Below are 24,776 nucleotides of genomic sequence, written 5' to 3'. Positions count from 1 at the left end.
AAATCATGTTGACAGTAATTGCAGAAATCCGTACCCGTCCAGGTCAGCATCACCGCCAGGCGGTACTCGATCAGTTCGCGAAGATTGTGCCGGTGGTGTTGCAGGAAGAGGGTTGCCACGGCTATGCGCCGCTGGTCGATCATGCGGCGGACGTTAGCTTTCAGGCCACCGCGCCGGACTCCATCACAATGGTCGAAATGTGGGAAAGCGTGGCTCACCTTGAAGCACACCTGCAAACGCCACACATGAAGGCGTGGAGTGAAGCTGTAAAAGGGGATGTTCTGGAAACCCATATCCGTATTCTCGAACCGGGTCTGTGAGTTTCTCTGCCCTCTCCCTGACGGGAGAGGGAATGCCTCGCTTACCAGTACAGTTTCCAGCTTTGCGAAAAACGCGCCAGCGCCTCCACGTAAAAATAGTCCCCCCAGCTACAACACTCATCCACCCCTTTGTTGCCCGATAAATGGTATACCGAGTGTTTGAGCAACCCGTTTGTGGCCTCGTTTTTGCCCGCCAGGTAGTGCTTGCCTAACGATGACATGATCTGCATGGCCCACTGCTGGTAACGGGCGCGATCCGGGTCAGTGATCGGCAAGTGCTTAATCAGCTCCAGCAAACCGCACACGGCAATTGCCGCCGAAGAGGAGTCGCGCAGCGCATCGCTGCCCACCAGCGCCAGATCCCAGTGGCAGACCGCATCTTCTGGCAGACGATTGAGAAAATAATTCGCCAGTCGCTTCGACAACGCCACCATCTCTTTATCGCCGGTGTAGATAAAGCTCAGCAGAAAACCGTAAATCCCCCACGCCTGGCCCCGCGACCAGCAGGAATCATCTGCATAGCCTTGTTGGGTGTTACCGTACCTGGGTGCGCCGGTTTGTACGTCCATATAGTAGGTATGAAACGTCGAGGCATCTTCACGGATAAGGTACTTCGCGGCTTGTCTGACGTGGGCAACTGCCGCGTCGGCAAAACGGCGATCCCCGGTTTGTTCCGTCGCCCAATAGAGCAATGGCAGGTTCATATTGCAGTCGATGATCATGCGCCCCGCCTGTTCGGGATCGGCCAGATCACCCCAAGCCTGAATGATCTGCGCTTGTTGATGGAAACGCTCAAGCAGCGCCTCGGCCGCCAGCAAGGCGAAACCGCGCGCGTCGCGGTTGCCGGTCAGCCGCCAGCCCGCCACACAGGAGAGGGTATATAAGAAGCCGAGATCATGGGTGTTAGTGTCATGCCGTCCGGCAATACGCATGCCAAAGGAACGAACATGGCGTTCCGCCAGCGCGCGGAATTGTTCATCTCCGCTCATTTCCCACGCCAGCCATAATTGCCCGGTCCAGAAACTGGTGGTCCACTCGATATTATCGGTTAAAGGATAATAGCCTTGCACACACGTTTCGGCGGGAAAGCGATCACCGAATTCCGTTAAATGACGGCGAATCAGTTCAAGGGTGTGCGCCCGCGCGGAATCCAGTTCATCTTTAAAGGTCTGCACATCAATCGCAGCGCCAGGATAGTCGCGTAACGTTTCCTCAACGATTTTACTTAACATATTTCGGTTCCTTCTTTTTACAGAAAATAAGATCAGCCATTAACGTGTCGCATTATTTCGCGCAATATCCAGCGGGCCGTTGTGACGCCATTTGCTCTGGCAGGCAGATAACGTAAAGAAAGAAATCAGGGTAAACAGCAGCGCAATTCCTCCCATAATGATGTAGGTATGTTCAAAGCCGATCCGGTCATACAAAATTCCGGCCGGTGAAGAAACCACAACATTACCGACGTACAGCATCGCCTGATAACCGAGCAAATACATGGTGGCGTTGACACGCTTATCAAAATGCTCGGCAATATATTTAAAGACTGAAACCAGCAGCAGGCAGATCTCCAGACCGTACAATGGTTTAAGTACAGAAATAAGCAGGTGCGATTCGCATAATCCGGAAATAATCAACCGCGCCCCCACCACCGTGCCAACAATTAGCAAGCCGCGTTTGGCACCTATGAAATTCACGAAAAGTGGGATCACCATATACATGACGAATTCCATGCCAGACTGAACGGTTCCCAGATAACCGAATACGGCATTCCCCTGGTGAATATCATCGAAAAAGGTGACGAAATACCGTGAAAACTGTTGCTCAGCAATAAACATCATCCACGCCACACCAGCAACATACAGGCAGAAGGCCCAGAATTTGCGGTTACGGAGTAATGCATAGACATCTGCCGGCACGATTTTCTCTTTTGCTAACACTTCGCCGGCATGTGCTGCATGCACATTCACTTTCAGGCTTAGCAATACCCCCAGCATAATGAGCGAGGCCACCGATCCCATAATGAAGTTATATGCCGGCGAGAGGTTAAACAGCAGGCCAGAAAAGGAAGAAGCCACGGCCCAGCCGAGTGAGCCCCACATCCGAATTTGCCCGAACTCCATACCGTTTAACCGACTGTAGCGATCGGTATACGATTCACAAGCCGCCACCCCGGCATACCAGGCAAAACTTAAATAAATTGCCCCGACAACAATTCCCAACAGGGTATTGGAGATAAGTAATGGCTGATAGACATAAATAAAGAACGGTGCCATCAGTGCTGACATCAGCACCACAAAATAGAGCAGGTATTTGCTCATGCCGATTTTATCCAGGATATAGCCATAAATCGGTTTGAGGATCACCGAAAAAATACCGTTAACGGCAAAGACGGTACCAATGACCGTACCGCTAAGATTTGCCTTTTGCCCCAGCCAGATTGCCAGCAAACCAATGCTTGCTGACCAGGTGAAAAAGTAGAGGAATATAAACGAACTGATTTTGTAATATTCGGTTTTAGTGTTGATAGCGATCTTTTCCATACTATCCTCGACGAAGCGTATAGGGTTCAGAGTTCAGCCCCCGGTCGGCAACCGGGAATTAAAAAGCAATGACCATCTTTTCTTTACCAGGCTGCGTAATAACCAGCGCCTGTTCTTCTATTTGCAGTTGCGGAATATGAGGATCAAACGCCACTTCGGTTATTGCTGCCTGTACCGCACAGGCCATCCAGTGGCGGCCAGGGGCGATATCCCCGCGCAATACGGGGATGGCAGCACAGGGCGCAAACATGATGCTGCTGTTCGGCGGCGTGACCACGCAGTCCGCCTCACGCGCCATGCCGCCTGCCAGGGCATAAATGCCGCTGACGCCATTTTCAGCCACTACCAGGCTGCGGCCCTGCTCGCAACGAGGGGGCGCGTTAAGGACGGCGAATCCTCCTTCGACGCTCTGTAAATGGCGGGCGGAATCGACGCAATGCACGCGCAGGTGCCAGTCGCCACAAGGAATCAGCCAACTGGCAATATGCACGTCATGCCAAGGCGACCAGCGGGAGAAAATGGCCTGCGAACTGACGATCACCTCTTCGCATTCGCGGCGGCCGCGAAAATAGTTATCGCCCTCGCTGAGCAGCAACATAGAGTCGCAGGCCGCATGTTTCAGGCCATAGCGCCCTCGTTCAATGGTGAAACCGAAACGGCTTGAATAGGCGAACTTGGTGTATTTCGCCTCCGTGTTAACGTAGTTGTTCAGCTCCAGCTGACCGGCGGTAAGCATCCAGACATGCCGCGAATGGTCACTGTGCACAAGGATCTGCCCGGCAGGGGTAATCGTTAGCTGTGCGGCTAGCGACGGTAACGGCAGTTCTTCTGCCTGCCAGAAGGGGTGCGAAGCAGGCAGCGCCAGAATAAGAAACACTTTCAGCGCCCAGTAAGGCGAGCCAGGAGAGTTGTAGTCCTCACACATCGCCAGATTGGGATAAGCAAAACCCAGCGTTAAAATGCCATCGCGATCGAAAATAGGTTGCTGTAACCACCAGCGTAAATGACGCAGGATCACCCCCTTCACGACACCAGGCGAAAACGTATCCAGCCCGGAGAACGCCACAGCGCTCCAGAACGCGACCATTGCAAAGCGATAAGTCAGGCTACGGCCAAAGGGTACCGACTCCCCCTCCGCCGCCGACATATAGATAAAATCCTCCGCAAACAGGCGCGCCCGCTGGCGGATCACATCAGCCCGCTGCGCATCGTCGTCGCCATTCAGGGTGGCGTAAATCAGACCATAGAAATGGAACGCCATTGAGATGTAGTAATCTTTTGGCCGTCCAGGGCCGTCGGAGTACCAGCCGTCGCCCAGGTAGTAGGCTTCCATCAGAGTAAAACGGCGCTCAATTGCCGCCACATCCCAGGGCAATCCGGCACGTTTAAAGCCCAGTTGCACCATAATGGCGAAAAAATTCCAGTTGCTGTCGGGCATTTCGGCGTCGGTGATCTGGTTCAGCCACTGGTACAGATTGCGGATTTGTTGTTCGTTAAAATGCGCGGTTAATCTCTCGCCCAACAACGTCAGCCCAAGACCATACGCCGCCATTTCCACCAGACGCTGATCGTAAGGGCCTGTTTCGCCCCAATAGCCTGCGCTCTGCGGATCGGTACCCTGCTTAATGGCAGTCAGGTACTTTGGACTAAACGCTTCGTCGTCACCGCCTGCCATCAACGGAAACAGCCCCCACAACGCCCGCGACAGCCCTTCCATCTCAGCAATAGCAACGCTGTAGTGAGCGCTGGTTTCCCCCAGCGAGAAACGTGATTCGCCCTGCGGAAACTGGCGATCCAGCGCGCCAAGCATCGTTGTTAACGCAGCGACAACGTCGTCGCGGGATGACAATAAATTTGATGTTTTCACTTCCGCCGCCTGCATTGTTTGCTCTCCCCGTGGTGTGGCTGAAGGATAGTGAATGGAGCAGAAGTGGAAATGTTAGCTTTGTCACACCGCCGGAATTTGCCTGAACCCGCTGTTGAGGAAATTTAAAACCGTGGTTTATAAATAGAAGCAATGAGGTAAAAATTGAGAATGATTGCACTATGAGCCACACCCTGCAGGAAGAGCGTCTTGAACTGATCACCCTGAACGATGCGATCGTGTCGTTCAGCCGACTGTTTGCCAACACCGTGCGTTACCACCACTGGCACCAGTGCCTGGAGGTGCTGTATGTAGAAGAGGGCTTTGGCGTGGTGATCGTAGATAATCGTCAGTACACCATGCGGCCTGGACGGCTGTTTTTCTTTCCGCCGTTTACCATCCATAAAGTGATGGTGGATGAGCAAGCTCAGCACATTTACCGGCGTACCATTATTCATGTCGATCACCACGCAGTGCTTAAACATCTGCGCGATTTCCCGCACAATCACCACCGTTTACAGCGACTTTCGCTCCGCGGCGGCGCGGCAGCAGTGATGGATGCCGCCGATATCCATCCGCATATTGATCATCTGTTTAGTTGCTACGCAAAACTCGCCGACAACCGCAGCCTGAATGGCGAGCAGGTCGCCTGCCTGTTGCTCAACCTGCTGAGTATGTTGCCAGAAAATAACGAGGAACTTCCTGAAGAGCACAGCGGGATTGCCACGCCAGTGATGTTCTGGCTTGAGGAAAACTACCGGCAGAAATTCAGTCTGGACCGCCTGGCGCAAGAGTTAGGTAAATCCCGCAGCTATCTCTCCCGCCGGTTTTATTACGAAACCGGTGAACATATCTCTCAGTACCTGAACACCATTCGTTTGCGTAAAGCGTGCGACTGCCTGCTGCACAGTGCGCTTAGCATCAGCGAAATAGCGGATGAGGTTGGTTTTTCCGACGTGACTTACTTTATTAGCGCGTTCAAAAAGGGCATTGGCGAGACACCGTTGCAATACCGCAAAAACCACCAGGCTACGGCGCGCTAAGGCGCGATTTAATGGATACGGTACGAAGGATTAAAAGAGGGAGCAGTTTTCGGGGTGGACAAGCATGACTACATTGAGATTTACAACATCAGAAGACGGTAGTCTGCGTAACAAGCCCGGCAAACACAGCGCTGCCGGGCGGGTAACGTTATCAGGCTTCGATGTCCGCCATATCGCCTTTTTCCTGCAGCCAGTTACGGCGATCTTCCGAACGCTTCTTGGCCAGCAGCATATCCATGGTGGCATTGGTCTGCTGTTCATCTTCATCGCTGATGATCAGCTGCACCAGACGGCGGGTATTCGGATCCAGCGTGGTTTCACGCAACTGCATCGGGTTCATCTCGCCCAGCCCTTTAAAGCGCTGCACGTTCGGTTTACCCTTTTTGCGTTTTAACTGCTCAAGCACACCGGTCTTCTCTTCTTCCGTCAGCGCGTAATAGACCTCTTTCCCCAGATCGATACGGTACAACGGCGGCAGCGCCACATAGACATGGCCATTTTTCACCAGCGCGCGGAAGTGTTTCACAAACAGTGCGCACAGCAGCGTGGCAATATGCAGACCATCGGAGTCCGCATCCGCGAGGATGCAAATCTTGCCGTAACGCAGCTGACTGAGATCGTCGCTGTCCGGATCGATACCGATCGCCACCGATATGTCATGCACTTCCTGCGAGGCAAGTACTTCGTCGGAAGAGACTTCCCAGGTGTTCAGGATCTTGCCTTTTAACGGCATGATTGCCTGATATTCACGATCGCGCGCCTGTTTGGCGGAACCGCCCGCCGAATCACCTTCCACGAGGAACAACTCAGTGCGGTTCAGATCCTGCGCCGTACAATCGGCAAGCTTACCCGGCAACGCCGGACCACTGGTCAGTTTCTTACGCACCACTTTTTTGGCGGCGCGCATACGACGCTGTGCGCTGGAGATGGCCATCTCAGCCAGCAGTTCAGCGGTCTGGATATTCTGGTTCAGCCACAGGCTGAAGGCATCTTTCACCACGCCGGAAACGAACGCGGCGCACTGGCGGGAGGAGAGACGTTCTTTGGTCTGCCCGGCGAACTGCGGATCCTGCATTTTCACCGACAGCACATATGCGCAGCGCTCCCAGATATCTTCCGCTGAGAGCTTCACGCCGCGCGGCAGAATATTTCGGTATTCACAGAACTCGCGCATCGCATCCAGCAGCCCCTGACGCAAGCCATTGACGTGCGTCCCGCCCTGCATGGTCGGGATCAGGTTGACGTAGCTTTCGGTCAGCAGCTCACCGCCTTCCGGCAGCCACAACAATGCCCAGTCTACGGCTTCGGTTTCAGCGGCAAAATTACCGATAAACGGTTTTTCCGGCAGCGTCGGCAGGCCATTAACCGCTTCGCAGAGGTAATCGTTCAGACCATCCTGATAACACCAACGCTGTTCGGCGTTGTTCACTTCATCTTTGAAAATGATCTCTACGCCCGGGCACAGTACTGCTTTGGCTTTCAGCAAATGCGTAAGGCGGGACACAGAGAAACGCGGGCTATCGAAGAACGACTCATCAGGCCAGAAATGGACGCTGGTACCGGTATTGCGTTTGCCGCAGGAACCGATCACGTTTAGATCCTGCACTTTTTCGCCGTTTTCAAAGGCGATACTGTACACCTGACCGTCACGTTTGACCTGCACTTCCACCCGACGGGACAGGGCGTTAACCACCGAAATCCCTACGCCGTGCAAACCACCGGAGAACTGATAGTTTTTATTGGAAAATTTCCCGCCCGCATGCAGGCGGCAAAGGATCAATTCAACGGCGGGAACGCCCTCTTCCGGGTGAATATCCACCGGCATCCCGCGCCCGTCATCAATGACTTCCAGGGATTGATCGGCATGCAGGATAACCTCCACGCGTTTGGCGTGGCCTGCCAGCGCTTCGTCCACGCTGTTATCAATAACTTCCTGACCCAAATGGTTAGGACGCGTGGTATCGGTGTACATCCCCGGACGGCGGCGAACCGGCTCAAGCCCGGTGAGTACCTCTATGGCATCAGCGTTATAGGATTGCGTCATGGTGTGTTCGTAGATAGTGACCGCATCGTTTCCCGGTAGCTCAACTCAGCCCAAGGAACTCGATAATCTGTGTGAAATGATTCTCAAAGCCTACAAAAGCGTGGTTTCCGCCCTCTTCTACTGTCTGGCGGCATGCGTCGTAGTATGCCACCGCCTGGCGGTAATCCAGCACTTCGTCCCCGGTTTGTTGTAGCAACCAGATCAGATCCGGCGCTTCGAGCGGGTCAACTTGCATTACTTTGAGCTCGTAAATATGGCGAGACTCTAGCACATATTGTTGCCCTGTGTAGGGGTTCTCGTTATTCCCGAGAAAATCCGCCAGCAGTTCAAACGGCCGAACAGCCGGATTCACCACCACCGCTGGCAGCATAAAGCACTGCGAAAGCCAGGTAGCAAAATACCCCCCCAGCGATGAACCGACAATGCCCAGCGGTTTCCCGCCCTGCGCCATCACCAGCGATTCAACGAGTTCCGCCGCCGCCGCAGGATAAGGCGGCAGTTGCGGCACAAGAACGTCGATCTCCGGGTGATTTTGCGCCAGCCATTGCGAAAGCTGCGTAGCCTTAGCGGAACGCGGCGAACTGTTAAACCCATGCAAATAAAGAAGCGTAGACATCAGTATCCTTCTGAAGCCGTATCTGGACTGAATTTCGTGCTTTGCAAACGGCACACTTCAGTATGTAAGGTGCCATCTGCGTACAAATCCAGCCAGCGCCAGCCCGGCGCGATGGTATCCAGCGTGAAGTTGGCACAGTGCGGCTTGAACTGCACGCAGGTGGAGGGCGTCGCCAGCAGGCGGCAACCATTCCAGTCGAGATCCAGTTCCTGATGAATATGCCCGCATAACAGGTGGCGTACTTTTGGAAAACGCTGCAACACATTGCCCAGTTCACCCGCGTTGCGCAGGCTGTGCTGATCAAGCCAACTGCAGCCGGAAGGAAGTGGATGATGGTGAAGCAGCAACAGAGTGTAACGCTCAGGGGCATCCGCCAGCTTTTGCTCCAGCCATTCCAGTTGGAATTCGCTCAGTTCACCGTGCGGAACGCCAAAGACCTGGCTATCGAGCAATAAGATCTGCCAGTGGTCGCCCACGAAAACGCGTTTCGCCGGAGATATACCCGCGTCCTGCAGCGCGCTGTACATGGCAGGTTGAAAATCGTGATTGCCGGGCAGCCAGACGCAAGGCGCGTTAAAGCTTGCGATGCCCTCAGCAAAGTGCTGATAAGCCGCAGCGGTATGATCCTGTGCCAGGTCGCCGGTAGCGACTATCAGATTGCACTCACGCTGCTGAGCTTTTATCGCGTCCAGTACCGCCTTATAGCTCTCCCAGGTATTGACCCCTAACAGCGTTTCATGCTTTTCGGCAAACAGGTGAGAGTCAGTAATTTGTAATATCCTGACCCTGGCCTCACCAGCCAGAGAAAGGTTTAACAGGCTTTCCAAATGGTGTCCTTAGGTTTCACTACGCTAACAAACCGGAATCGCCATTGCTCCATGTGCTAAACAGTAACGTAGCCAGTCGGCCAGAAACTGATTAATTTGATGCTTTTCGTCGCGTTGATGCAACTTTTTATTCGGATAATCATAACGCGCTTTAAAACGAAAGATCTGCTGACTCGAACACACTTCGGCCACCATGGCGTCGTGGTAAAGACGCACCGTCATGGACGGCAGGCTCCAGTAGCTGACAGCAGGCGCTGTCTGTTCAATTTCCACAAGCGTAGTGTAGCGGGTGGATTCAACTATCGTTAACCGGTATTGCGCGTTGGTCACCTGATAGCTCACTGTTTCACCCGCTTCGTCATTACGCGGCAGCAGGCGGCGCAACTGAGCGAAATTGGTTTCGCACAGGCGCATCATTTCAGGAAAGTCAGGTGTGTAACGCTTCATTTTTTCCACTCGTTTCGTAAGCTCTCATGATGCAGCTGCAGCCATTGCAAGGCGATGACAGACGCTGCGTTATCGATTTTCCCCTCTTCTACCCACTGGTAAGCCTGTTCCCGGCTCACCACCTGAACACGAATATCTTCGTTTTCATCCACCAAACCATGAATACCTTCGGCCTGTGTGGCGTCCACTTCGCCAACCAATACAGATGAGCGCTCACTGGTGCCGCCTGGACTCGCCAAATAGCTCAACACTTTTTTCACTCGCCCGACGTGCAAACCTGCTTCTTCCTGGGCCTCGCGGCGCGCAACATCTTCATCGGTTTCGCCCTCTTCAATCATACCGGCGACCATTTCCAGCAGCCACGGGCTTTCACTGGTGTCGAACGCGGCAATGCGGATCTGCTCTATCAGCACCACTTCATCACGCACTGGGTCAAAGGGTAGCAAGACTGCAGCATGACCGCGTTCAAAAATTTCGCGACGCACTTCTCCGCTCATGCCGCCGTTAAATAAACGGTGGCGAAAACGGTATAATTCCAACGAAAAAAAACCGCTATACAGCGTTTCGCGTGCAATAATTTCTACATCGTTTTTGGTGAAAGTCACTGTGGAAGGTTTTGGCTTACTCATTAGCGGCATCCCATACGAAATAATGATCAAACTGTGGATTTCAAGCCCGTTTTACTATCGTTTCAAGTACGATGTGATAGATTGTGGCAAATTTCTGCCGATGGCACGTTACGCCAAGCTGAAGCCCCGTGAACCTCTGGTAGAATCGGCGATTATTTTTCCAATTTAGACCAGCGCTAATACTGCTTCACAACAAGGAATGCAAATGAAGAAATTGCTCCCCCTCCTTATCGGCCTGAGCCTGACCGGCTTCAGCGCTATGAGCCAGGCAGAAAACCTGCTGCAGGTTTATCAGCAGGCGCGTTTAAGTAACCCGGATCTGCGTAAATCCGCCGCCGATCGCGATGCGGCATTTGAAAAAATCAACGAAGCTCGCAGCCCGTTACTGCCTCAGCTCGGTTTGGGTGCAGATTACGCATACAGCAATGGCTTTCGCGACAGCAAAGGTGTTAACTCCTCTGCGACCAGTGCTTCCCTGCAGTTAACACAAACTATTTTCGATATGTCGAAATGGCGTGCGCTGACCTTACAGGAAAAAACAGCCGGTATTCAGGATGTCAGCTGGCAGGCCGATCAGCAATCGCTGATCCTTAACACCGCTACCGCCTATTTTAACGTGCTGAGCGCCATTGACACACTTTCCTACACCGAAGCGCAAAAGCAGTCGATCTATCGTCAGTTGGATCAAACCACCCAGCGTTTTAACGTGGGTCTGGTCGCCATTACTGATGTACAGAACGCCCGTTCGCAATATGACACCGTGCTGGCTAACGAAGTCACCGCCCGCAACAACCTGGACAATGCACTTGAATCGCTGCGTCAGGTTACCGGCAATGAATACCCGGAACTGGCGTCATTGAACATCGACACCTTTAAAACGGAAAAACCGCAGGCAGTGAATGCACTGCTGAAAGAAGCGGAAAACCGTAACCTGACGCTGTTGCAGGCGCGTCTGAACCAGGATCTGGCGCGTGAGCAAATTCGCCAGGCACAGGACGGCCATCTGCCGACGCTGGATTTAACTGCCTCTACCGGCGTGTCTAACACCTCGTACAGCGGTTCAAAAACCCGTAACAACGCGCAGTATGACGATAACGACGCGGGCCAGAATAAAGTCGGCCTGAGCTTCTCCCTTCCGCTCTATCAGGGTGGCCAGGTGAACTCGCAGGTGAAACAGGCACAGTACAACTTTGTCGGCTCAAGCGAGCAACTGGAAAGCGCGCACCGCAGCGTCGTGCAGACCGTACGCTCCTCCTTCAACAACGTGAATGCCTCAATTAGCAGCATCAACGCTTATAAACAGGCTGTTGTGTCTGCCCAGAGTTCACTGGATGCGATGGAAGCAGGCTATTCCGTGGGGACACGCACCATTGTTGACGTGCTGGATGCCACCACCACGTTGTATAACGCCAAACAGCAACTCTCCAGTGCACGTTACAACTACCTGATTAACCAGTTGAATATCAAATCTGCACTGGGTACGCTCAACGAGCAGGATTTGGTCGCGCTGAATAACACGCTGGGCAAATCCGTTTCCACCTCGCCAGAAAGCGTGGCGCCGGAAAACGCAGAGCAAGCCGCTGCGGTCAATAATTTCAACGGCAATGCGCAGCCTGCCGCTGCCCGCACCAGCGCAAAACGCTAAGCGAAGCCGTTATTTGTTATCACGGGGGCGCACAGCCCCCGTTTTTACGTAAGGCAACGTAAAGGCCCTTCCACCTTGCTTTAACTTCCCCCCCTCATCCTCTATCCTGAGCGTCTGTTAATGCCTTTGGGGTCCAGGTAAATAAAAATGAAACGGACAAAAAACATTCAACATGCGACGTTCCGCAAAAGCTGGGGCGCTCGCCATCTGACGCCTGTCGCGCTGGCCGTCACTGCCGTGTTTATGCTCGCAGGCTGTGAAAAAAGCGATGAGACAGTGTCTCTGTATCAAAATGCCGACGACTGCTCGGCGGCGAATCCGGGCAAAAGCGCCGAATGTACCACCGCCTATAACAACGCAATGAAAGAAGCACAGCGTACCGCACCGAAATACGCCACGCGTGAAGATTGCGTAGCGGAGTTCGGCGAAGGCCAGTGCCAGCAAACGCCAGTCCAGGCAGGTACCGCGCCGGAAAACCAGGCGCAGGCGCAGTCCAGCGGCAGTTTCTGGATGCCATTAATGGCAGGTTATATGATGGGCCGCCTGATGGGCGGCGGCGCAGGGTTTGCCCAGCAACCGCTGTTCAGTTCTCGCAATCCGGCAAGCCCGGCTTATGGCCAGTACACTGACGCCTCTGGTAAAGGTTACGGCGCAGCTCAACCGGGCCGAACCATGACCGTACCGAAAACGGCAATGGCACCAAAACCGGCGACCACCACCACCGTTACTCGCGGCGGCTTTGGTGAGTCAGTCGCGAAGCAGAACACCATGCAGCGTCGTGTTTCCGGCACGCCAACCCGTTCGATGGGCGGCTAATCGCCATGGAAAGAGTCGCGATTACTGAGCGCCCGGACTGGCGCGAAAAAGCCACGGAGTACGGGTTCAATTTTCACACCATGTACGGTGAACCGTACTGGTGCGAAGAGGCATATTACACGCTGACGCTCGCCCAGGTTGAGAAGCTCGAAGACGTGACCGCAGAACTGCACCAGATGTGCCTGCAAGTGGTGGAGAAAGTCGTCGCCAGCGATGAGCTGATGGCGAAGTTCCGTATTCCGAAGCATACCTGGGGCTTTGTGCGTCAATCGTGGGCGACGCAACAGCCTTCGCTTTATTCACGTCTCGATTTAGCCTGGGACGGCGTGGGCGAGCCTAAGCTTTTGGAAAACAACGCCGATACGCCAACATCGCTGTACGAAGCAGCCTTCTTTCAGTGGATCTGGCTGGAAGATCAGCTCAATGCCGGTAACCTGCCGGCTAACAGCGATCAGTTCAACAGCCTGCAAGAAAAGTTGATTGAACGCTTTGCGGAACTGCGCGAGCAGCATGGTTTTCAACTGCTGCATTTCGCCTGCTGCCGCGATACCGTTGAAGATCGCGGGACGGTGCAGTATTTACAGGACTGCGCGGCCGAGGCGGAACTGGCAACCGAATTCCTTTATATCGAAGATATCGGGCTGGGCGAAAAAGGCCAGTTCAGCGATCTGCAGGATCAGGTTATCAGTAATCTGTTCAAGCTCTACCCCTGGGAATTTATGCTGCGGGAAGTGTTCTCTACCAAGCTCGAAGACGCCGGCGTGCGTTGGCTGGAGCCGGCCTGGAAGAGCATTATCTCCAATAAAGCGTTGCTGCCTATGCTGTGGGAAATGTTTCCGGATCACCCGAACCTGCTGCCCGCTTATTTTGCAGAGGATGCGCATCCGGAGATGGAAAAATACGTTGTTAAGCCGATCTTTTCTCGTGAAGGCGCCAATGTGTCGATCATCGAGAACGGCAAAACGCTGGAAGCTGTCGAAGGGCCGTACGGTGAAGAGGGCATGATTGTGCAACAATTCTGCCCACTGCCAAAATTTGGCGACAGCTATACACTGATTGGCAGCTGGCTTATCAACGATCAGCCTGCCGGGATTGGCATTCGTGAAGACCGCGCGCTGATCACCCAGGATCTTTCGCGTTTCTACCCACATATTTTTGTGGAGTAACATAAAACCCGGCCAGGCGCGCCGGGTTTTCTTTTTACTAAGCCTGCTCAGCCCTACCTTACATCACGCCAAACAACTTCGGCAGGAACAGTGAAATAGCAGGGATATACGTCACCAGCAGCAGCACTACGAACAGGGTTACGTAGAACGGCAGCATGGCTTTTACTACCTGTTCAATCTTCTGCTTACTCACCGCACTGGCGACAAACAGCACCGATCCCACCGGCGGCGTAATCAAACCAATCCCCAGGTTAACCAGCATGATCATCCCGAAGTGAACCGGATCGATACCCAGCGTATTGGTTACCGGCAGCAGTACCGGCGTGAGGATGAGGATCAGCGGCGCCATATCCATTAATGTTCCCAACAGCAACAGCATGATGTTGATGCACATCAGGATCACATATTTGTTGTCAGAGATTTGTGTAAAGGCTTCGGTAATGCGGCCCGGTAACTGCATATAAGTCATGACAGCGCCAAATGCTGCAGCAAAGCCGATCAGGATCATGACGATCGTTACCGTCTTCACGGTACGGTACATCAGCTTCGGCAGCTCTGACCACTTGTAATCACGATAAATAAACATGGTGACGAAAAACGCCCATAAGCAGGCGATTGCCGCCGATTCCGTAGCCGTGAATATGCCCGAGAGGATCCCGCCCATGATGATCACGACGGTCATTAAGCCCCATAGCGTGTCGACGAAGATCCTCAACGCCTGGCGAAACGGCACGCGTTCCCCTTTCGGGTACCCGCGCTTATGGGCAAAGGCCACGCACATCACCATCAGCGTGAAGCTGAGCAATAATCCCGGCAGGATCCCGGCAATAAACAGCGCGGCAATGGAGACGGTGCCGCCAGTCGCCAGCGAGTAGATAACCGAGTTGTGGCTGGGCGGCGTTAAGATGGCCTGCACCGATCCGCTGGCGGTCACCGCTGCAGCAAAATCTCGGGGATAGCCTTTTTTGTCCATCTCCGGGATCATCACCGAACCGATCGATGCCGTATCAGCGACGGACGATCCGGAAATTGCACCAAAAAAGGTCGACGCAACGATATTCACCAGCGACAAACCACCGCGAATAAATCCGACAAAAATATAGGCGAAATTGACTAACCGTCTGGCAATCCCCCCCTCGGCCATGATCGCCCCCGCGAGGATAAAAAACGGGATCGCCAGCAGCGAGAATTTATTTACGCCATTGGTTAACTGGATCATCACCGCTTCCAGCGGGATATCGATATACCACGCACCCAGCACGGCACTGATACCCACGGCGTATGCCACCGGTACACCCACCGCCAGCATAATGACCAGCGTAAAGATCAGAATAAATGCATCCACAGATTTTCCTTACTGGATGTCACCAGCGATCAGCTTGACGAGCCGAGCATCACCATTGGGCGGTGGTACTGCGCGCCAAACAGCATCTTCTCAACAATAAAAAGGATGGTCAGTGCCGAGCCGACAGGAAGCGGCAGATAGCTCTCGCCTGCGGTGAACAGCGGAAATTCCGCAACCGGTTGATCCCACAACTCCAGACACAGCGCGCCGCCGTACCAGAGAATAAAGAGGCTGATTGCCGTCATCATCAGATCGGCGATGACAGAGCAAACTTTGCGTGCTCCCTCCCCCAGGCGGTCAGTAACCATGCTGACGGCGATATGTGACCCCGCGCGATAACTCACCGCAGCGCCAATAAAAGTGAACGTGACCATGCAGATAATCGCCACCGGTTCAGGCCAGGATAAGGCACTGTTTAATACGTAGCGTGCAAAAATACCGATCGGAATAATGGCCACCATCACTAACAGCCCCAGACCTGCAACCCACATTGCAATGCGGTAAAGAATATCCATCAATAACGAATAGCGTTCAGCCATAACCGTTTCCCCGGCAAAGAATGAAAACAGACATACGGAAACACGTCATTCGGGCAAGGTTCCCCCTGCCCGCTAAACGTTATTGCACTTCCTGAATACGGGTAATTAAATCCTGATGTTCTTTCCCGTATTTATCACGTACCGGTTGAGTGGCTTTAAAGAATACGGAGGTATCCATTTCATGGAATTGCACCCCGCCCGCCTTCATCGCCGCCAGCGATTTTTCGTTATACGCTTTCCATAATTCACGCTGTTCCACCTGCGCTTCTTTTGCCAGTTTCAGGATCAGCTGTTGGTCCTCTTTTTTCAGCTTATCCCATTTGGCTTTAGAGAATAAAAACAGCTCAGGAATAATGAAATGCTTACTCCAGGTGTAATTCTTCACCACTGGCAGATAGTTATGCGCAACAAAAGTGGGGGGGTTATTTTCCGTGCCATCAATCACCCCGGTTTGCATGCCGCTAAACACTTCACTTACCCCCATTGCCACGGAGTTCGCCCCCATAGCCTTCAGGGTATCTAGCGCAATCGGGCTCCCCTGAACACGGATCTTCATGCCTTTTAAATCTTCCGCTTTGGTAACCGGTGCTTTGGTGATGAGATTTCGCGTACCGGCATCCATCCAGCCTAAGAAAATCAGCCGTGATTTACTGCTCTCCGAGAGACGGTTACCAATTTCCTGGCCAATCATGCCATCCAGAACTTTATGCATATGATCTTCATCGCGGAAAATATACGGCAATGTAAAGACATTGATCTCCGGTAATATCGCAGCGACTGGCGTCATCGAAACGCGGATAATATCAATCGCGCCAATTTGTGCCTGCTCAATAACCTGCTTTTCATCGCCTAATACACCGCCGGGAAAGGTTTTAATATCCAGTCTACCTTCTGTCGCCGCACTTAACTTTTCACCCATATGTTTCACAGCCACTACATTGGGATAGTCGGCCGGGTGTACATCTGCGGCACGAAAGGTTTGGGCGAGTGAAGCATGTGAGATAAATAACAGAGCAGAACTAATACAGACTTTCAGTAAGGTTTTTGCTGAGTTCATATTTCCGTATCTCCAGAGATAATTTTGAGAAAAGTCAGCGCGTCCGCGAACAAAGCGTTCGTGACGTAACAGCAAAATTTTTATGGGTTTGTCTGAGACGGTAGACAATCAGAAGAGTAGTCGTCCGGCGGAGTTCATGCGACGATGATGTTCACAAAAAAGCACGAAATTCAGCACAGCGTTTTAGATTTGCTGAGTAGATCTTTTTATTTTCAAAAAAACCGTATTTCAGAGCTGTTTTTTTGAGATCTGCCTTGTATTTTTCCATTTTTAGGATCAAATCAAAGCAAAATGGCGCATTACGCGCCATTGTTTTAGCCCACCTGCACGGAGAGCATACTTAGCGATCCCATCTCTATCCCGTCCACCGGGACGGATATCGGTTCATTGCCATCCCATGCGCCAAGCACATACAGCAGGGGCAAGAAATGATCTGGCGTCGGGTTAGACAACGCACCGCCTTCATGGTCGAGGTAATTAACCAGCGGGTGCTGCTCCGCCGGCCCCTGCCAGCTCAGGTTCGCTTTCACAAAATCATTAAACGCCGTTGCCCACGGGTAAGGTGTGCTCTCGCCATGCCAGCGGGCGGTACGCAGGTTATGCACCACGTTACCGCTAGCCACCAACATAATGCCTTCATCACGTAACGATGCCAGCTTACGTCCCATTTCCAGGTGCCATGCTGCCGGTTTGGTACTGTCAATACTCAGTTGCACCATTGGAATATCAGCCTGCGGGTACATTTTGATCAATACCCCCCACGAACCATGGTCAAAGCCCCAGGCTTCTTTGTCGAGCGTGACGGGCACAGGCGCCAGTAATTCAACCAAACGCTGAGCCAGCTCAGGGGAACCCGGCGCCGGATAATGCGTGTCATACAACGCCTGTGGGAAACCGCCGAAATCGTGGATAGTCTGTGGCGCTTCCATGGCGGTGACGCCCGTGCCGCGAGTAAACCAGTGAGCGGATACCACCACAATTGCTTTCGGGCGGGGCAGCGTAGTGCCCAGTTGCCCCCAGGCACAGGTATACCTATTATCTTCCAGAACATTCATCGGGCTACCGTGCCCTAAAAACAGTGCTGGCATGCGTGGTGTTGACATGGTGATATCCTTACAGAATGTGACAATTTGATGGGGCTACATTACGCCCTTTCGCTGCAGGAAGAACTCTGATAACCATGATGAAGATCTTCAGTAATTTTGATTGTAAGAAATGCGTAAAGGTGGGCTCTTCGTCTCGCTTTTCATCGGCCAGAGAAATACATTAATGAGAATCATTATCATAAAGGAGTGAGACATGTCGGCCCCCTTGATTCTGACCTTATTAGCTGGCGCCGCCACCTTCATCGGCGCGTTTTTGGGCGTATTGGGTCAGAAACCGTCTAACCGCCTGCTGGCTTTTTCCCTCGGTTTTGCCGCCGGGATCATGCTGCTTATTTCCCTGATGGAGATGCTTCCCGCCGCACTGGCAACGGAGAACATGTCGCCCATGCTGGGCTATGGCATGTTTATTATTGGCTTGCTGGGCTACTTCGCGCTGGATCGCCTGCTGCCACATGCACATCCGCAGGATCTAACGCAGGGCTCGCAAAAAAGTTTCCCGCACGGTATTCGCCGCACCGCTATTTTGCTCACGCTCGGCATCAGCTTGCACAATTTTCCTGAAGGGATTGCGACCTACGTGACCGCCAGCAACGACCTGGAACTGGGCTTCGGTATCGCCTTTGCGGTGGCCTTACACAATATTCCTGAAGGACTTGCTGTTGCCGGACCGGTTTACGCCGCCACAGGATCAAAACGCACAGCGGTGTTCTGGGCGGGGATTTCAGGTCTGGCGGAGATCCTTGGCGGTGTGCTGGCGTGGTTGCTGCTGGGAACGCTGGTTTCACCTGTCGTCATGGCGGCTATTATGGCGGCGGTGGCAGGGATTATGGTCGCGCTTTCAGTGGATGAATTAATGCCGCTGGCTAAAGAGATCGACCCCAATAACAATCCAAGCTATGGGGTTTTGTGCGGTATGTCGGTGATGGGATTAAGCCTGGTCGCCCTGCAAGCAATGGGGATAGGTGGATAACACGCCTGCTGCCCGGGATCGTCGGGCAGCGATGCTTACTCCCCCTGCCTGCTGCCTCTGACTTTCTTCAAATCTTCCATTACACGCTGGTACGCCTGATACAGCGCCTCGCGATCGTGCCGGCAGGCTTTATTGTTGCGTTTAAGCGCATGAATATAGATAACAATGACCAGAACAATAAGCAGTAGCCAATACCAGGAAATAAACATTGCAACCCCATCTAACCGTTTGGCAAAAATAGCAGTCGTAATCAAAATATTACTTTTAATTTAATGGGTTATCCGAGAATAAAACCAATTTTCTCGCCATCCACAATGATTACCACTTTATAAGTAGAGGGGTGAAATTTCAATGCGTGAGTACCAGAAGCTCGCCAAAGTTTGATACAGAACAGGCAAAAAAAATCCGAAGCGGGTGGCTTCGGATTTATTATTATGCCGCGGGAGTATTAGCTGGCTTTACGCTCATGCTCCAGGCGATACGCCACCAGATCTTCAATGGTCACGACCGCCATATTATGTTGTTTAGCGAACGCAATGCACTCTGGCGCGCGCGCCATGGTGCCGTCATCATTGGTCAGTTCGCACAACACACCTGCAGGTTTAAAACCCGCCAGCGTGACTAAATCGATAGTGGCTTCAGTGTGACCGCCGCGGGTCAGCACACCGCCCGGCTGCGCACGCAGCGGGAAAACGTGGCCAGGGCGATTCAAATCAGCTGGTTTCGCGCCATCCGCAATTGCTGCACGAACCGTCGTGATACGGTCAGCGGCGGAAACACCAGTCGTCACACCGTGTGCCGCTTCGATGGTCACGGTAAAACCGGTGCCGTAAGCGCTGGTGTTGTTTTCGACCATCATCGGCAGATCAAGCTGTTTACGGCGCTCTTCGGTCAGGCACAGGCATACAATGCCGCTGCCGTGGCGAATGGTAAGCGCCATCTGCTCAACAGTCATGGTTTCGGCGGCGAAAATCATGTCGCCTTCGTTTTCACGATTCTCGTCATCGAGAACCATCACACCACGGCCTTCGCGTAGTGCAGCAAGCGCATTTTCAATGCGTTGGAATGGCGTGCCAAAAGAAGAAAGCAGCGTCTGATTCATGGTAAAAGACCTCAATAAAGTTATGGTTACCAGAATCAGGGCAGTCTTAGGAGTGTCGCAATGCGGCAAAAAAATAACGCGAGCGGGCATCATTGCCCGACAGAATCGTTACTCTCTCCCATCCGGACTTTAACCGTCGGCCCCGGAATTACACCGGATCTGCTGACCTTCAGGCGTTAGCCTGAAGCGCTCGCGGGCTTTCAGCAACTGCTGATTTACCGCCGGTGGGGAATTTCGCCCCGCCCTGAGAATAAGCGGGATAACTATAACGCCATTGATTACCTTCGGCAATGCATAAGCTTCAAACAATTCTGGTTTATCACCTGGTGTTATCACACTACAATAAGTGCATGAACCTATCCGAACAGGGAACCCAAAATGATTGACCCAAAGAAAATTGAACAAATTGCGCGTCAGGTTCACGAATCCATGCCGAAAGGGATCCGTGAGTTCGGGGAAGACGTCGAGAAAAAAATCCGCCAGACGTTACAGGCGCAGTTAACCCGCCTCGATCTGGTCAGCCGCGAAGAGTTCGATGTACAAACGCAAGTCCTGCTGCGCACGCGCGAAAAACTGGCGTTGCTGGAACAGCGTCTCAGCGATCTGGAAAATCAGGGCCGCACGGCAGAAGTCAAACCCGCACCGGCGATCCCGCCCGTCGATTCTCAGCAGTAAGCACAACGGGCCTTACGGCCCGTTGTTGTCTCTGGCCCACCGGCGTCCTGTCTTGCGGCCTATCTACCAATTATGACGGGTATTTAGGCTTTGCATGCTCAAAGCACGCGGGATAGCATAGTCTGGTGAGGATGATGCGGTGAAACCCCCAGAGAGCGCAGGATGCAACTACTTTCCGAATATAACAGCCCCTATTTATTTGCCATTTCGCTCGTCATATTTATTGGCCTGCTGGAAGTTATCTCGCTTATTTTCGGCAGTATGCTTTCCGGTATTATCGACACGCATATCAGCGACTCCGATTTCTTTAGCTCTGGCCACATCGGTCAGGCCCTGCATTACCTGAATATAGGCCGAATCCCCTCATTGATTATCGTGTGTCTGCTGGCGGGCTATTTTGGTCTGCTCGGCATTCTTATCCAGCATGGCTGGATAACGTTGTGGCAAACGCCGCTGACGAACCTGTTGCTGGCACCTGTTTGCTTCCTGCTAGCCTGCGTAGCCGTGCATTACACCGGGCGGACCATCGCGCCCTGGCTGCCGGTTGATGAGAGCAGCGCAATTACCGAAGATCGCTTTATTGGCAAGATGGCGATGATTACGGGTCATAACGCAACACAGGGCAGCCCATGTGAAGGCAAATTCACCGACGAATTTGGCCAGACGCATTATTTACTGCTGGAGCCAGAAGCAGGACACACATTTCACAAAGGCGACAAGGTGCTGATAATTTGTCGCTTATCCGCAAGTCGCTATTTAGCTGAACCCAATCCCTGGCCAAATCATTTGTAAATCCAAGGAACAACAACAATGGAAAGTATTATTAATACACTGCCCTCAGGGGTTTTTGCCGCGTTAGTGGCCGCAATTGTCATTCTGGTGGTGGGGATTATTTTCGCCAGGCTGTACCGCCGGGCTTCTGCCGAGCAGGCGTTTGTTCGTACCGGCCTGGGCGGGCAAAAAGTGGTAATGAGCGGCGGTGCCATCGTAATGCCGATCTTCCACGAAATCGTCCCTATTAATATGAATACGCTGAAGCTCGAAGTGAGCCGCTCGACTGTCGACAGCCTGATCACTAAAGATCGTATGCGTGTCGATGTGGTCGTCGCTTTCTTTGTGCGGGTGAAACCCACAGTTGAAGGGATCGCCACCGCAGCACAGACGCTCGGCCAGCGTACGCTGTCGCCGGAAGATTTGCGCATTCTGGTGGAGGACAAGTTTGTCGATGCACTGCGTGCTACCGCCGCACAGATGACCATGTACGAGCTGCAGGACACGCGTGAAAACTTCGTGCAGGGCGTGCAGAACACCGTGGCGGAAGACCTCACCAAGAATGGTCTGGAGCTGGAAAGTGTCTCGCTGACCAACTTTAACCAGACATCGAAAGAGCACTTCAACCCGAATAATGCCTTTGATGCCGAGGGCCTGACCAAACTGACGCAGGAAACGGAACGTCGCCGTCGCGAACGTAACGAAGTGGAACAGGATGTGGAAGTTGCCGTCCGCGAAAAAAACCGTGACGCGCTGGCACGTAAGCTGGAAATCGAACAGCAAGAAGCGTTCATGACCCTTGAGCAGGAACAGCAGGTGAAAACCCGCACCGCCGAGCAAAATGCCAAAATTGCGGGCTTTGAAGCGGAGCGCCGCCGTGAAGCCGAGCAGACACGCATTTTTGCCGATCGGCAGATCCAGGAAAGCGAGATCGAACGTGAACAGGCAGTGAAAACCCGTAAAGTCGAAGCAGACCGTGAGATCAGGATCAAAGAGATCGAGCAGCAGCAGGTCACGGAAATCGCTAACCAAACCAAAGCGATCGCCATTGCGGCGAAATCAGAACAGCAGTCACAGGCGGAAGCGCGCGCCAGCGACGCACAAACCGACGCGGTTCGTGCGCAGCAAAACGTGGAAACCATGCGTCAGACTGCCGTAGCCGATCGTGCCAAACAGGTCGCGTTAATTGCCGCCGCGCAGGACGCCGAAACCAAAGCCGTTGAGCTGACGGTACGCGCCAAAGCGGAAAAAGAGGCAGCGGAATTGCAGGCTGCCGCCATTGTGGAACTGGCAGAAGCAACGCGGAAAAAAGGCCTTGCAGAAGCCGAAGCGCAGCGTGCGTTAAACGATGCAATTAACGTACTTTCCAACGAGCAAACCAGTCTGAAATTTAAACTGGCGCTGCTGCAAACGCTGCCAGCGGTCATTGAAAAATCCGTTGAGCCGATGAAATCCATCGACGGTATTAAGATTGTACAGGTGGACGGGCTTAACCGGGGTGGCGCAGTCGCTCAGGGCGCAACGCTGAGCGCGGGCGGGGGTAATCTTGCGGAGCAGGCACTCTCTGCGGCGCTCTCTTACCGTGCACAGGCACCGTTGATTGACTCATTATTGCAGGAAATCGGTATCACCGGCGGCTCACTCTCTGCGCTGTCGGAACCGTTGAAAAACACAGACCACGCTGCAGCTGCGACCGAAGGCGTGGACGTGGCAGTGAATGATCTGCCGGTCGAACCGGCAACACCGGCTGCAAATCAGTAATAAAAAAGCCCTCGTTAAGAGGGCTTTTTATTATCTTCGCCGTTACTGGCTGTCTTTCTGGATCTTTTTGATGATATTGGTGGTTGAGCAACCGTCTTCAAAGTTGAGTACCAGCACTTCACCGCCGTTAGCCCACACTTCTTCGCTGCCAGCAATTTGCTCCGGTTTGTAGTCACCACCTTTGACCAGCAGGTCTGGCAGAATGCCTGCAATCAGGCGCTGCGGCGTGTCTTCTTCGAACGATACCACCCAGTCCACTGCTTCCAGAGCGCTCAGCACAATCATGCGTTGCTCGAGCGAGTTTACCGGGCGGGTTTCGCCTTTCAGGCGTTTGGTGGAGGCATCGCTGTTCACCGCAACAATCAAACGATCGCCCAGCTTGCGCGCATTCGCCAGGTAGGAGACGTGCCCGGCGTGCAGAATGTCGAAAACGCCATTGGTCATCACCACTTTTTCGCCGCGCTTACGCGCCGCCGCGACAGCGTCTTTCAGGTCCTCTTCCGTCATCACGCCAAAACCGGTTTCCGAACGGCCACGTACGGCGTTCTCCAGCTCGATGGGGGAAACCGTCGAGGTACCCAGCTTGCCGACCACGACACCTGCAGCAGCGTTTGCAAAGTAGCATGCCTCTTCCAGCGAATTGCCCGCGGCGAGCGTTGTCGCCAGCACGCCAATTACCGTATCGCCCGCACCTGTGACGTCATACACTTCCTGCGCCTGGGTCGGCATATGCAGCGGCGCTTTGCCCGGCTGCAACAGCGTCATACCCTGTTCTGAACGTGTCACCAGCAGCGCAGAAAGTTCGTAATCGGCAATCACTTTCATGCCGCGTTCAACGATCTCATCTTCGTTTTTGCATTTGCCCGCCACGGCTTCGAACTCAGACAAGTTTGGTGTCAGCAGCGTCGCACCGCGATAACGTTCAAAATCGGTGCCCTTCGGATCGATTAACACCGGAACGCCGGCTTTACGTGCCAGCGCAATCATCTGTTGCACGCTGGCCAGCGCGCCTTTAGCGTAGTCAGACAGCACCAGAGCGCCAATATTACCCAGCGCCTGGCTGATGCGTTCGTGCATCGGCAGCGGATCAACGCCTTCAAAACCTTCTTCAAAATCCAGACGGATCAGCTGCTGATTGCGGGACAGCACGCGCAACTTGGTGATCGTCGGGTGTGTCGGAACAGAAACAAAGTCGCATTTGACGTTAACATCTGCCAGCGCTTTACCCAGCGCGCGCGCTGCATCGTCAATGCCGGTCAGCCCGACCAGACGTGCTGTTGCGCCCAGCGACGCAATGTTCATCGCCACGTTTGCTGCGCCGCCAGGGCGCTCTTCGATCGTATCGACCTTCACCACCGGCACCGGCGCTTCCGGCGAAATACGGCTGGTTGGGCCATACCAGTAGCGATCCAGCATCACATCGCCCACCACCATTACACTGGCTCGTTCAAACTCGGGCAGCGTTACTTTCATTCCTGTCTCCTGAGAGATAC

The 24,776-nt window shown here is 53.3% G+C and carries 25 protein-coding genes and 1 riboswitch; of the genes, 9 read left to right on the top strand and 16 right to left on the bottom strand.

What is annotated here, in order from left to right:
• Positions 1-5 precede the first annotated feature (5 nt).
• Entirely contained in the window at positions 6-320 is a 315-nt protein-coding gene (locus ACUY4S_RS03570; protein WP_312690841.1) for a putative quinol monooxygenase, read from the top strand.
• Positions 321-361: 41 nt separating this feature from the next.
• Here the strand turns inward: ACUY4S_RS03570 and ACUY4S_RS03565 are convergent, their stop codons facing one another.
• The 3 genes from ACUY4S_RS03565 to ACUY4S_RS03555 are packed head-to-tail and all read right to left on the bottom strand — an operon-like array spanning position 362 to position 4,742.
• Positions 362-1,552, bottom strand: coding sequence for a glycoside hydrolase family 88 protein (locus tag ACUY4S_RS03565; protein ID WP_458022529.1), 1,191 nt, complete (start codon positions 1,550-1,552; stop codon positions 362-364).
• Positions 1,553-1,591: 39 nt separating this feature from the next.
• A complete protein-coding gene (locus ACUY4S_RS03560) occupies positions 1,592-2,860 on the bottom strand; it encodes an oligosaccharide MFS transporter (RefSeq protein WP_312690843.1) in 1,269 nt (422 codons plus the stop codon).
• 58 nt (positions 2,861-2,918) lie between these two features.
• Positions 2,919-4,742 carry a DUF2264 domain-containing protein gene (locus ACUY4S_RS03555; protein ID WP_458022530.1) on the bottom strand — a complete coding sequence of 608 codons (1,824 nt, stop codon included), beginning with the start codon at positions 4,740-4,742 and terminating at the stop codon, positions 2,919-2,921.
• Between the two features lie 164 nt (positions 4,743-4,906).
• Here ACUY4S_RS03555 and ACUY4S_RS03550 point away from each other — a divergent pair, with 164 nt between their 5' ends.
• On the top strand, positions 4,907-5,767 hold the full coding sequence (locus tag ACUY4S_RS03550; RefSeq protein WP_458022531.1) for a helix-turn-helix transcriptional regulator: 861 nt from the start codon (positions 4,907-4,909) through the stop codon (positions 5,765-5,767).
• Between the two features lie 151 nt (positions 5,768-5,918).
• On the opposite strand, the gene parE is transcribed toward ACUY4S_RS03550, so the two are convergent.
• Genes parE through nudF form a run of 5 tightly spaced genes read right to left on the bottom strand, consistent with a single transcriptional unit; the run spans position 5,919 to position 10,330 of the window.
• Complete coding sequence (gene parE, locus ACUY4S_RS03545) at positions 5,919-7,811, bottom strand: DNA topoisomerase IV subunit B (RefSeq protein WP_312690846.1); 1,893 nt, start codon at positions 7,809-7,811, stop codon at positions 5,919-5,921.
• A 40-nt stretch (positions 7,812-7,851) separates the two neighbouring features.
• On the bottom strand, positions 7,852-8,427 hold the full coding sequence (gene yqiA, locus ACUY4S_RS03540) for an esterase YqiA (protein WP_312690847.1): 576 nt from the start codon (positions 8,425-8,427) through the stop codon (positions 7,852-7,854).
• A complete protein-coding gene (gene cpdA, locus ACUY4S_RS03535; RefSeq protein WP_312690848.1) occupies positions 8,427-9,254 on the bottom strand; it encodes a 3',5'-cyclic-AMP phosphodiesterase in 828 nt (275 codons plus the stop codon). The genes yqiA and cpdA overlap by 1 nt, the downstream gene beginning before the upstream one ends.
• 24 nt (positions 9,255-9,278) lie before the next feature.
• Complete coding sequence (locus ACUY4S_RS03530) at positions 9,279-9,701, bottom strand: DUF1249 family protein (protein ID WP_312690849.1); 423 nt, start codon at positions 9,699-9,701, stop codon at positions 9,279-9,281.
• Complete coding sequence (nudF, locus tag ACUY4S_RS03525) at positions 9,698-10,330, bottom strand: ADP-ribose diphosphatase (RefSeq protein ID WP_312690850.1); 633 nt, start codon at positions 10,328-10,330, stop codon at positions 9,698-9,700. The genes ACUY4S_RS03530 and nudF overlap by 4 nt, the downstream gene beginning before the upstream one ends.
• A 205-nt stretch (positions 10,331-10,535) precedes the next feature.
• On the opposite strand from nudF, the gene tolC reads away from it, so the two are divergent.
• The 3 genes from tolC (at position 10,536) to ACUY4S_RS03510 (ending at position 13,957) form a co-directional block, all read left to right on the top strand.
• A complete protein-coding gene (gene tolC, locus ACUY4S_RS03520) occupies positions 10,536-11,975 on the top strand; it encodes an outer membrane channel protein TolC (RefSeq protein ID WP_312690851.1) in 1,440 nt (479 codons plus the stop codon).
• Between the two features lie 147 nt (positions 11,976-12,122).
• Positions 12,123-12,791, top strand: coding sequence for a DUF1190 family protein (locus tag ACUY4S_RS03515; protein ID WP_312690852.1), 669 nt, complete (start codon positions 12,123-12,125; stop codon positions 12,789-12,791).
• 5 nt (positions 12,792-12,796) lie between these two features.
• Positions 12,797-13,957: a glutathionylspermidine synthase family protein gene (locus tag ACUY4S_RS03510; RefSeq protein ID WP_312690853.1), complete on the top strand. Its 1,161-nt coding sequence runs from the start codon at positions 12,797-12,799 to the stop codon at positions 13,955-13,957.
• A 58-nt stretch (positions 13,958-14,015) separates the two neighbouring features.
• Here ACUY4S_RS03510 and ACUY4S_RS03505 read toward each other — a convergent pair whose 3' ends face one another.
• From ACUY4S_RS03505 to ygiD, 5 genes are all read right to left on the bottom strand, one after another.
• Positions 14,016-15,302, bottom strand: coding sequence for a TRAP transporter large permease (locus tag ACUY4S_RS03505; RefSeq protein ID WP_458022532.1), 1,287 nt, complete (start codon positions 15,300-15,302; stop codon positions 14,016-14,018).
• 29 nt (positions 15,303-15,331) lie between these two features.
• The gene (locus ACUY4S_RS03500; RefSeq protein WP_312690855.1) at positions 15,332-15,841 is read right to left on the bottom strand and encodes a TRAP transporter small permease; all 510 of its coding nucleotides are present in this window, start codon (positions 15,839-15,841) and stop codon (positions 15,332-15,334) included.
• 79 nt (positions 15,842-15,920) lie between these two features.
• On the bottom strand, positions 15,921-16,898 hold the full coding sequence (locus ACUY4S_RS03495) for a TRAP transporter substrate-binding protein (protein WP_458022533.1): 978 nt from the start codon (positions 16,896-16,898) through the stop codon (positions 15,921-15,923).
• Positions 16,899-17,049: 151 nt separating this feature from the next.
• Entirely contained in the window at positions 17,050-17,208 is a 159-nt protein-coding gene (locus ACUY4S_RS03490; RefSeq protein WP_312690857.1) for a hypothetical protein, read from the bottom strand.
• A 4-nt stretch (positions 17,209-17,212) separates the two neighbouring features.
• On the bottom strand, positions 17,213-18,001 hold the full coding sequence (ygiD, locus tag ACUY4S_RS03485; RefSeq protein ID WP_458022534.1) for a 4,5-DOPA-extradiol-dioxygenase: 789 nt from the start codon (positions 17,999-18,001) through the stop codon (positions 17,213-17,215).
• A gap of 196 nt (positions 18,002-18,197) precedes the next feature.
• On the opposite strand from ygiD, the gene zupT reads away from it, so the two are divergent.
• Positions 18,198-18,974, top strand: coding sequence for a zinc transporter ZupT (gene zupT, locus ACUY4S_RS03480; RefSeq protein ID WP_312690859.1), 777 nt, complete (start codon positions 18,198-18,200; stop codon positions 18,972-18,974).
• Positions 18,975-19,009: 35 nt separating this feature from the next.
• Here zupT and ACUY4S_RS03475 read toward each other — a convergent pair whose 3' ends face one another.
• Together ACUY4S_RS03475 and ribB are read right to left on the bottom strand one after the other, a co-directional pair.
• Positions 19,010-19,183, bottom strand: coding sequence for a hypothetical protein (locus tag ACUY4S_RS03475; RefSeq protein WP_312690860.1), 174 nt, complete (start codon positions 19,181-19,183; stop codon positions 19,010-19,012).
• 239 nt (positions 19,184-19,422) lie between these two features.
• Complete coding sequence (gene ribB / locus ACUY4S_RS03470) at positions 19,423-20,076, bottom strand: 3,4-dihydroxy-2-butanone-4-phosphate synthase (RefSeq protein ID WP_458022535.1); 654 nt, start codon at positions 20,074-20,076, stop codon at positions 19,423-19,425.
• A gap of 106 nt (positions 20,077-20,182) precedes the next feature.
• Positions 20,183-20,332, bottom strand: a riboswitch (FMN riboswitch).
• Positions 20,333-20,454: 122 nt separating this feature from the next.
• On the opposite strand from ribB, the gene ubiK reads away from it, so the two are divergent.
• From ubiK to ACUY4S_RS03455, 3 genes are all read left to right on the top strand, one after another.
• Positions 20,455-20,751, top strand: coding sequence for a ubiquinone biosynthesis accessory factor UbiK (gene ubiK / locus ACUY4S_RS03465; RefSeq protein ID WP_312690862.1), 297 nt, complete (start codon positions 20,455-20,457; stop codon positions 20,749-20,751).
• 162 nt (positions 20,752-20,913) lie between these two features.
• A complete protein-coding gene (locus ACUY4S_RS03460; protein ID WP_458022536.1) occupies positions 20,914-21,543 on the top strand; it encodes an OB-fold-containig protein in 630 nt (209 codons plus the stop codon).
• Between the two features lie 18 nt (positions 21,544-21,561).
• Positions 21,562-23,283 (top strand): flotillin family protein, encoded by a 1,722-nt coding sequence (locus ACUY4S_RS03455; protein ID WP_312690864.1) that lies wholly within the window; start codon positions 21,562-21,564, stop codon positions 23,281-23,283.
• A gap of 42 nt (positions 23,284-23,325) precedes the next feature.
• Here the strand turns inward: ACUY4S_RS03455 and hldE are convergent, their stop codons facing one another.
• On the bottom strand, positions 23,326-24,756 hold the full coding sequence (gene hldE / locus ACUY4S_RS03450; RefSeq protein WP_458022537.1) for a bifunctional D-glycero-beta-D-manno-heptose-7-phosphate kinase/D-glycero-beta-D-manno-heptose 1-phosphate adenylyltransferase HldE: 1,431 nt from the start codon (positions 24,754-24,756) through the stop codon (positions 23,326-23,328).
• Positions 24,757-24,776 lie beyond the last annotated feature (20 nt).

The sequence above is a fragment of the Kosakonia beeri genome, assembly GCF_054165705.1.
The sequence above is the reverse complement of the archived record's forward strand: the minus strand, read 5'-3'. Positions and strand labels throughout refer to the sequence as shown.

Bases quoted from the DNA above. Each gene is read 5' to 3' on its own strand.
- ACUY4S_RS03495 (WP_458022533.1), bottom strand. From the start codon at position 16,898: ATGAACTCAGCAAAAACCTTACTGAAAGTCTGTATTAGTTCTGCTCTG.
- ACUY4S_RS03460 (WP_458022536.1), top strand. From the start codon at position 20,914: ATGCAACTACTTTCCGAATATAACAGCCCCTATTTATTTGCCATTTCG.
- ACUY4S_RS03490 (WP_312690857.1), bottom strand. From the start codon at position 17,208: ATGGCGCGTAATGCGCCATTTTGCTTTGATTTGATCCTAAAAATGGAA.
- ACUY4S_RS03475 (WP_312690860.1), bottom strand. From the start codon at position 19,183: ATGTTTATTTCCTGGTATTGGCTACTGCTTATTGTTCTGGTCATTGTT.
- zupT (WP_312690859.1), top strand. From the start codon at position 18,198: ATGTCGGCCCCCTTGATTCTGACCTTATTAGCTGGCGCCGCCACCTTC.
- tolC (WP_312690851.1), top strand. From the start codon at position 10,536: ATGAAGAAATTGCTCCCCCTCCTTATCGGCCTGAGCCTGACCGGCTTC.
- ACUY4S_RS03555 (WP_458022530.1), bottom strand. From the start codon at position 4,742: ATGCAGGCGGCGGAAGTGAAAACATCAAATTTATTGTCATCCCGCGAC.
- ACUY4S_RS03570 (WP_312690841.1), top strand. From the start codon at position 6: ATGTTGACAGTAATTGCAGAAATCCGTACCCGTCCAGGTCAGCATCAC.
- ACUY4S_RS03455 (WP_312690864.1), top strand. From the start codon at position 21,562: ATGGAAAGTATTATTAATACACTGCCCTCAGGGGTTTTTGCCGCGTTA.
- ACUY4S_RS03560 (WP_312690843.1), bottom strand. From the start codon at position 2,860: ATGGAAAAGATCGCTATCAACACTAAAACCGAATATTACAAAATCAGT.
- ACUY4S_RS03500 (WP_312690855.1), bottom strand. From the start codon at position 15,841: ATGGCTGAACGCTATTCGTTATTGATGGATATTCTTTACCGCATTGCA.
- ACUY4S_RS03550 (WP_458022531.1), top strand. From the start codon at position 4,907: ATGAGCCACACCCTGCAGGAAGAGCGTCTTGAACTGATCACCCTGAAC.
- ubiK (WP_312690862.1), top strand. From the start codon at position 20,455: ATGATTGACCCAAAGAAAATTGAACAAATTGCGCGTCAGGTTCACGAA.
- ACUY4S_RS03515 (WP_312690852.1), top strand. From the start codon at position 12,123: ATGAAACGGACAAAAAACATTCAACATGCGACGTTCCGCAAAAGCTGG.
- ACUY4S_RS03530 (WP_312690849.1), bottom strand. From the start codon at position 9,701: ATGAAGCGTTACACACCTGACTTTCCTGAAATGATGCGCCTGTGCGAA.
- yqiA (WP_312690847.1), bottom strand. From the start codon at position 8,427: ATGTCTACGCTTCTTTATTTGCATGGGTTTAACAGTTCGCCGCGTTCC.
- ACUY4S_RS03510 (WP_312690853.1), top strand. From the start codon at position 12,797: ATGGAAAGAGTCGCGATTACTGAGCGCCCGGACTGGCGCGAAAAAGCC.
- hldE (WP_458022537.1), bottom strand. From the start codon at position 24,756: ATGAAAGTAACGCTGCCCGAGTTTGAACGAGCCAGTGTAATGGTGGTG.
- nudF (WP_312690850.1), bottom strand. From the start codon at position 10,330: ATGAGTAAGCCAAAACCTTCCACAGTGACTTTCACCAAAAACGATGTA.
- ygiD (WP_458022534.1), bottom strand. From the start codon at position 18,001: ATGTCAACACCACGCATGCCAGCACTGTTTTTAGGGCACGGTAGCCCG.
- ACUY4S_RS03565 (WP_458022529.1), bottom strand. From the start codon at position 1,552: ATGTTAAGTAAAATCGTTGAGGAAACGTTACGCGACTATCCTGGCGCT.
- ribB (WP_458022535.1), bottom strand. From the start codon at position 20,076: ATGAATCAGACGCTGCTTTCTTCTTTTGGCACGCCATTCCAACGCATT.
- parE (WP_312690846.1), bottom strand. From the start codon at position 7,811: ATGACGCAATCCTATAACGCTGATGCCATAGAGGTACTCACCGGGCTT.